General features: G+C 42.4%; 5 protein-coding genes and 1 tRNA gene. 4 read left to right on the top strand and 2 right to left on the bottom strand.

Annotated features, from left to right (window positions below; genetic code table 11):
• Window positions 1-81: 81 nt before the first annotated feature.
• From ACO0LC_RS17285 to ACO0LC_RS17295, 3 genes are all read left to right on the top strand, one after another.
• Entirely contained in the window at window positions 82-573 is a 492-nt protein-coding gene (locus ACO0LC_RS17285; protein ID WP_423005260.1) for a ClpXP protease specificity-enhancing factor, read from the top strand.
• 58 nt (window positions 574-631) lie between these two features.
• A tRNA-Thr gene (locus tag ACO0LC_RS17290) sits at window positions 632-707 on the top strand.
• Between the two features lie 152 nt (window positions 708-859).
• Window positions 860-2,107: a tyrosine-type recombinase/integrase gene (locus ACO0LC_RS17295; RefSeq protein WP_423005262.1), complete on the top strand. Its 1,248-nt coding sequence runs from the start codon at window positions 860-862 to the stop codon at window positions 2,105-2,107.
• A 338-nt stretch (window positions 2,108-2,445) separates the two neighbouring features.
• Here the strand turns inward: ACO0LC_RS17295 and ACO0LC_RS17300 are convergent, their stop codons facing one another.
• Window positions 2,446-3,144: a hypothetical protein gene (locus ACO0LC_RS17300; protein WP_423005264.1), complete on the bottom strand. Its 699-nt coding sequence runs from the start codon at window positions 3,142-3,144 to the stop codon at window positions 2,446-2,448.
• An 834-nt stretch (window positions 3,145-3,978) separates the two neighbouring features.
• Here ACO0LC_RS17300 and ACO0LC_RS17305 point away from each other — a divergent pair.
• The gene (locus ACO0LC_RS17305; protein WP_423005266.1) at window positions 3,979-5,091 is read left to right on the top strand and encodes a YagK/YfjJ domain-containing protein; all 1,113 of its coding nucleotides are present in this window, start codon (window positions 3,979-3,981) and stop codon (window positions 5,089-5,091) included.
• Window positions 5,092-5,248: 157 nt separating this feature from the next.
• On the opposite strand, the gene ACO0LC_RS17310 is transcribed toward ACO0LC_RS17305, so the two are convergent.
• Window positions 5,249-5,983 (bottom strand): MobA/MobL family protein, encoded by a 735-nt coding sequence (locus ACO0LC_RS17310; protein WP_423005268.1) that lies wholly within the window; start codon window positions 5,981-5,983, stop codon window positions 5,249-5,251.
• Window positions 5,984-6,945: the final 962 nt, after the last annotated feature.

Consider the following 6,945-nt stretch of genomic DNA (forward strand, 5'->3'; position numbering starts at 1 on the left):
CAAGGCTGATGTATACGTCAGCCTTGTTGTTTTTGGGCTGTCCGCCTATTCTTAATGTACATTTTCACCGACTGTATAAACATGCAAGAAATATCTACCAAACCTTATTTTATGCGTGCCATCTATGAATGGTGCACCGACAATGGCTTTACGCCTTATATGGCGGTCAAGGTCAACCATGCCGCCCGTGTCCCCATGGAATTCGTCAGGAATGGTGAAATCGTACTCAATATCAGTTTCGGTGCAACCAGCGGCCTGAAGATGGATAATGATGCCGTGGTCTTTAAAGCCCGTTTTGGTGGCGTCTCCCGTGAGATCTATGTGCCGGTAGAAAACGTACTGGCAGTCTATGCCAGTGAAAATGGCCAGGGCATGGCTTTTGAAGTTGATCTCAGCGAAGCCGAAGAAGAAGGCCAGGAAATTACTGCAGAAGTGGAAGAAATCAGCAAGCCTGTACTTGGCCTGGCATCGGTAAAAAGTGCGCCTGCCCCATTAGAAAACCAGCTTTCTGAAGAAGAACCAAAAAAATCTGAAAAAAAATCAGAAAAGCCCTCGCTAAAAATAATAAAGTAGCCTATAATCTTGGTCTTCGGGAATGCAACGGCAACGTAGCAAAAACGAAAAAAGTTTCGCCGACTTAGCTCATTTGGTAGAGCAGTTGACTTGTAATCATCAGGTGGCCAGTTCGATTCCGGCAGTCGGCACCAAATAAGCGTCTTAAGCAGTTCAAAGACGTGCAAAAAACCCTTGCTCCTCTATGAGGAACGAGGGTTTTTTGTTTTATGCCGTTTAATGGCATCCATTGCCATCCAAGATTTTTGTATCCATAATAAATCCATAGAAAAACCATGGATACAAAATGCCAAAACTCGCTATACCGCTAACCGATACAAAAATTCGCAATGCTAAGCCAAAGGAAAAAACTTATACCTTGGCAGATGGCGGCGGCATGTATCTTGAGATTGCACCCACCGGCTCGAAAATATGGCGGATGAGCTATAAACAAACCAGCGGAAAAACAAATCGTTTGAGCTTCGGCGCTTATCCGTTGGTATCTCTTCTGGAGGCCAGAGAAAAGAGATCAGCGGCACGCAAACAAATAATTGATGGTATCGACCCAAGCGAAAGCAAGAAGGCCGAGAAGGTAGCTAAGATTCAGGCGCTTTCAAATAGTTTCGAAGAGGTTGCGTGGGAGTGGTTTAACATAAAAATAAAAACACTATCTGAAACGCATCAAAATCGCACACGTTCATATCTCGAAAATGACTTAATCCCATATCTGGGCAAAAAAAATATTGCAAACATCAAGGCAAAAGAACTGCTCGACTGTCTTCGTAAAATTGAATCACGCAAAAATAATCGGGGGCAGCGAGTTACTGAAACTGCAAATCGCGTTCGATCACTCATGTCTGGGCTATGGCGTTTTGCAATACAAACAAGTAGGGCTGAACGTGATATTGCCCGTGACTTGCTCGACGCACTGGAAAAGCATGTTTCTAAGAATTTTGCGCATATTGTTGACCCTAAAATACTGGGGAAATTGATGCGTGATATTGACTCATATGACGGATCATTAGCCACCAAAGCAGCATTAAAACTCTTGCCGTTGGTGTTCACTCGCCCTGGAGAGCTTCGTCATGCAAGATGGAGTGATGTAAATTTTGAAACTAAAGAGTGGCGCTTTCTTGTTACAAAAACTGGTATAGACCATATTGTTCCACTCTCAGATCAAGCGATCCAAATTTTGGAATCCATGCGACCACTTAATGGAGCTGGTGAATATATTTTCAGTACCAAATCCGGTCGTCAACCGATTAGTGATGGTACCTTAAATAAAGCACTCAAGCTTTTAGGTTATCAAAACGACGTGATACAACCGCACGGTTTTCGGCATACTGCGGCAACTGCGCTTGCTGAGCTTGGTTGGGGTGAGGATAAGATTGAACGTCAGTTATCGCACGTTGTACCAGGTGTTAAAGGGAAATACCAAAAGGCAAAATATCTTGAGGATCGGCGGATGATGATGATAGCTTGGGCAAACTATATTGACTCTCTGAAAGAGGGAGCAGTTGTTCCTCCTATCAGACAAGTAAGAACGGCAGGGTAATGTGGCGACACACTTTCTGCCCGCAATACTAGCCTCCGAAATGATTCGATCTGCGCTTGAGGCATTTACAATTTACGGCGTGTGACGGATATCGGTATCTTCAAGATAACGTTGGGACCTCATACTGGTTGCGCCTATTAATGATAAAAAAACATCGTAGTGGAAAGCCACGCAGATTAAGGATCGGAACTATCTTGACATCCAAAAAGGAACTAAGTCGAAGAGCCTGGAAATAGAATTCTATTTAGTAAGTTTCTCCAAAGCTATTGGTGATCTGGCGTTGGATAAACTTGATGCGCTCCAGCCCCCCGGGTCACCAATAAATTCTATCCTGCTGGTTAGCCCGTTGTTTCATTTTTCTTATCGAATTTCCCTTTTGAGTCTGGGAAGTATCTTGCTTGGTTTGGCATCAGTTTTAGCCATTCGTATGCAGTCCGTTCAAATTGATCACGAGAAAGGGGGGTTTTTACGCTTTCTGCAAATGTAAATACTTCTTCGGAAAGTTCATAAATGGCTTGCTTTTTAGTTTGCCAGCCATTCCCAGGGGGACATTTTCCGATCACTAACTCAAAAAATTTTTCCTTGACCTTATCGTATTTAATAGTACGTGCAGCCCCAGCATTTTTTGCAGTTATTTTTCTGGTTGCTTTTCCGATATTGTCTGCAATTTGATCCATGGTTGTATCTGCCATCGCAACACCACAAAAGTACCTTGCATCACAGAGGTACGACCAAGAAGTCTCAATTTCATTTCTATCGCGTGCTCTTAATGCCTGAGTAAAGTAGGCACAAGCAACCACCAAAAAACCGTGTCGATATGCTCGAGAGTCCTTTTCTAGATTTATCATGTTGGCAAGAAAAGTATCGCCAGATGTATCTTCATTCGAAGACATGGGAGCTAGATACTCTAACAAAAAATTATCCGAGTTTTTCTTTGGGGATTTACGTAGATATACAGTTCTCATGTATTTCATTGTGATCTCCAAAGACCTATTCAAATTACGGTCCTCGCTTTTTGGTAGAGTTTGATTATTCATTTTTACAAATTTCACGATTACGATTGGGCCAATGTTCAATTGGTAGTGAAACATAGAAAAGAAACTTATTCAAACTGAATGTAGCCAAATTCACATATATTTTAAGTATTCGCAATGTCTGATTCAGGCCCTGACATGTCATGGTTCACTGAAATTCATATTTGAGTTATTTGCTTGTCGGTTCTTTATTCTGGTGAAGTACACAGTCCTCAAGCAATAGAGGTCTATTGCGTAGTTGGTTAAGTATTCCTTACATACGAAGTACCTGTTTTCTTCTAAGCGTCGATCTAGTTTTTTCAAATAGACCGTTCCTCAATTTGCGCGCAACCCTCTAAGCTGATTGGCTCTTTACATTAACTTCTGAAAAAATTTGCATTGGCATAACTGTCAAAATTTGAATTAACAGAAATTTCTGTACCTGTTTGCTAGCAAACGGAGTCCGTGAACTAGCTAACAGCGTTGTCGTGTATTTCCCCAACTCCTAAAATAACCATATCTTAACAAGGCTTATAAGCCAATTTTGGAGGTCATATGGAGCAAATCAAATCAACTTTCCCGCTGGAGGGATATGTACGAATCTCGCAGATAATTGGCCCCAAAGGTCCCATTCCTGTCTCGAAATCTACTTGGTGGGCAGGCATAAAGACAGGCCGCTTTCCAAAGCCGAACAAGTTCTTTGGCCCAGGCGTCACAGTATGGAGCGTGAAAGACATTCGCTTACTTATAGAGCGTGCTGAACTTGAATCTAACGTGACGTCGCAACGTTAATTGTGGAGGCCATAAACGAAAAATTAGCGATTACACGGATACTTACGGGACTGTAAAGTCGTAAATATGAATGAGAAAATAAAATGGGAAATCGGCGAAGCATTGTGCGCAAGTACCTTTGCTTACGCAAATATCGGCGAGAAAGTAAATTTGGCTATTACAGAAGAAAACTCAATTGCTTATGGTATCCGCAGATTAGAAACTGTTGTTACTCGACTTGCAAAAACAAACGGTAATCTATTTTCAGAGAAAAAGGAAAAAAATATACAGTTCAGCTATCTTCATGCGACACCACTTGGTTTGGAAATTTTGAAGGCATTACAGTTTGATGTTGTGAACCTGAAAATATATTTTCCAATGCATTGTTTTAATCCATTTTTAGAGCTTTTTTTTCGGCATGCTGAAATTCGCAACTTGCTGGGAAACTCTTTTGGAAAAAAAAACCAGGACGTTGCTGATTTAATAGTACAAATTGAAACACTTAATGCATTCGGACAGGCGGTTAGAAATGACAGCAGGAGCTCAGATTTCAAAAATGTATTGAACAACTATCACCGATCATCGAATAAAAATTCTAAGGAAATGATGGCGTACGTGAAGTCTCTATTTTTACAGCATTCGAGGCTTAAAATTATACGGATTGATTTGGGCTATCAAATACCAAAAAGATGGCCTGCTGTACACGACAGAGGTGTGACACCTACTGTTGTAAAGGGGCATCGTGAAAAGCTCCAACGTTTTTTAAGGGCGAAGCTCGCGAAGGAAGGTGTAATAGGGTTTGCCTGGAAGTTAGAGTATGGTTTGGAAAAATCGTTTCAATATCATTTGATAGTTTTTTTGGATGGCACCAAGATGCATCAGGACGATAACATCGCGAAAATGATTGGCGAGCAATGGGAAGTGAACAGCGATGGCAGAGGGCTATACTACAACTGCAATGCGTACAAATCTGGTTATAAAAAATCGGGAATTGGGACTGTCAATAGTAGCGATTTGGGCGCGATGCACGGATTGCAAAGGGCAATACGTTACATGACAAAAACGGACTACTACATCAAATTGGTGCTCCCTGAAAAAGGCCGGACTTTTGGCAAAGGTAATATGCCTAATCCAAATTCGGGTAAAGCTACAGCTAAAGCAGGGCACATGCGCACGACAGCACAAGCACAAGAGACTTAGAAAGTGTAACTGTTCTATCCAGCTAAATGACCGTTTGCACAAATTTATTTACACCTTCTTCGCCGAGTGTAACACCGTGCTCTGCCATTTTTGCTACAAATGGCAGGCATCATTGAAGTTCCTTTTTTTTTTGCATTTTGGTCTGCAGGTTAGCAGATTATTGAGGTGACGGTGAATCCGCTCGGCGTTGCCGTGATTGCTTCAACTGGCTCTTTTCCGTCTCAGACATTTTCTTGACACCGTACTGACCAATATGTTTTTCCGGTGCATGCACGAGTCCTCTGTCCCGGTGGCTGCGGTGATCGACCCTATCTGAATGACCGCTCTGTTCCAGGGCAGTATTCAAAATGGTTGCCCAGGTTTCACGCTGCTCGATCAGCTTTTCTCGGACGGAGCCCCGATCCTTGCCACCACTATCCTTTTTGCATCCACCCAATTCTGGGTCGTGCGAATTGTAGCGCTTGAAATGTAATTCTGGTGCTCGGACGAATTCATCAGGTAGCCGATCAGAGTACATCACATGGGCATGAGGTTGCTGCCCTCCGCCTATCGATGCCTGAGGATCGTGAATGGCGTAATGATAAGGTTTATTACCAATTTCCTTCTCAATGAATTCTTGCACTACCTGACGATGTTGTTCCAGGGTGAGTTCATTCGGCAGTGCCACAACGTATTCACGGTACGCAGCTCCATTGGCTCGTTCGTAACTATCAGCTTTTCTCCAGAATGTCACCGGATCATTTTCTGCCCAGTCAGGCAGATTGCCGTGTGCCGTTGCCTTCAGATCGCTGGACTCGTCACTGGAATATTTTCCTTTACGGGCAATATAGTTCGCGTGATTTGCTGCACTGCCTTTTCTACCGCTTTTTAAACTGAAATGAAATATTGCCATTTTTTAGCTCTTCCTGTTATTTGGACGATGCTGTGTACCAGACTGCCACTGGTGCACAACCGAAATCGGAAGAGGAAACTGATCAAAAATGAATAAGAAAATGAGAAAGGGTAAGTGCGCCTCCCTTTATTTCCTCTGTCATCTGTGAAGGATGATATGGCTCGTAGATGATCAATGAATTGACTCTCTTCCATAACATGTACTTGAGAGTAAAAAATACTTACAGTAGTAAAGCCAATAGATAACTGAGTGAATTCATCTCAATGAAATTCACTCATCAATGACATGACGGGCAAAGGTTGATTTGAAGAAAACCATCTGTCAATATCAGGGTTGATATCTAATGAAATGTTCAATCAAAAGTAAATTGGTAGAGGAAATTGAAGTTAAGATACCTGATACAATGCATTGGGAGTTTTGTATTTGAAGATGGATTATCCTGTAAACTAATTTGTGTGGCGTACTAAGCCATTTGTTCTCACAGGCGTATGCCTCCGTAGAGACACTTCTCCACAGTCCTGATATCGTGGTTCAAATAGACGCATATCTGCCAGACGGTGTGCATTTGAATTTGATAGTAGAGTCCTACCGCTACGTAGCAAGATCATCCTTACGATTATGTAGGAGCGTGCAGGCGAAATCCGCATGCCATTCTTTAGCAAAGTGAATCTCACGCAGTATTCCCAACGATTGGGAGATATGGGCTTCCACGCGGAGTTGCTGAAGATACCGTACTAGGTATGCTGTTAGATTGCACTGTATTCTGACACGGGATTTGAATGGAATTCTTATCCTATCTTTGATTAAATTTTCGAGGTGATGCTGGGGTTAATTTGAGGGTGTAATTAATTTTGTGTAAACGGTCATTTAGCAGGACACTGCTACCTTCAAGGAGAAATGATGACCGTTGCAAAGCGTAACAAGCGGGCCAAGCCTGACCCGGAATTGCTCAAACTGGCCGA

Source organism: Undibacterium sp. JH2W, assembly GCF_049340425.1.
In the GTDB taxonomy this organism is placed as follows: domain Bacteria; phylum Pseudomonadota; class Gammaproteobacteria; order Burkholderiales; family Burkholderiaceae_D; genus Undibacterium.

Bases quoted from the DNA above. Each gene is read 5' to 3' on its own strand.
- ACO0LC_RS17300 (WP_423005264.1), bottom strand. From the start codon at position 3,144: ATGAATAATCAAACTCTACCAAAAAGCGAGGACCGTAATTTGAATAGG.
- ACO0LC_RS17285 (WP_423005260.1), top strand. From the start codon at position 82: ATGCAAGAAATATCTACCAAACCTTATTTTATGCGTGCCATCTATGAA.
- ACO0LC_RS17295 (WP_423005262.1), top strand. From the start codon at position 860: ATGCCAAAACTCGCTATACCGCTAACCGATACAAAAATTCGCAATGCT.
- ACO0LC_RS17305 (WP_423005266.1), top strand. From the start codon at position 3,979: ATGAATGAGAAAATAAAATGGGAAATCGGCGAAGCATTGTGCGCAAGT.
- ACO0LC_RS17310 (WP_423005268.1), bottom strand. From the start codon at position 5,983: ATGGCAATATTTCATTTCAGTTTAAAAAGCGGTAGAAAAGGCAGTGCA.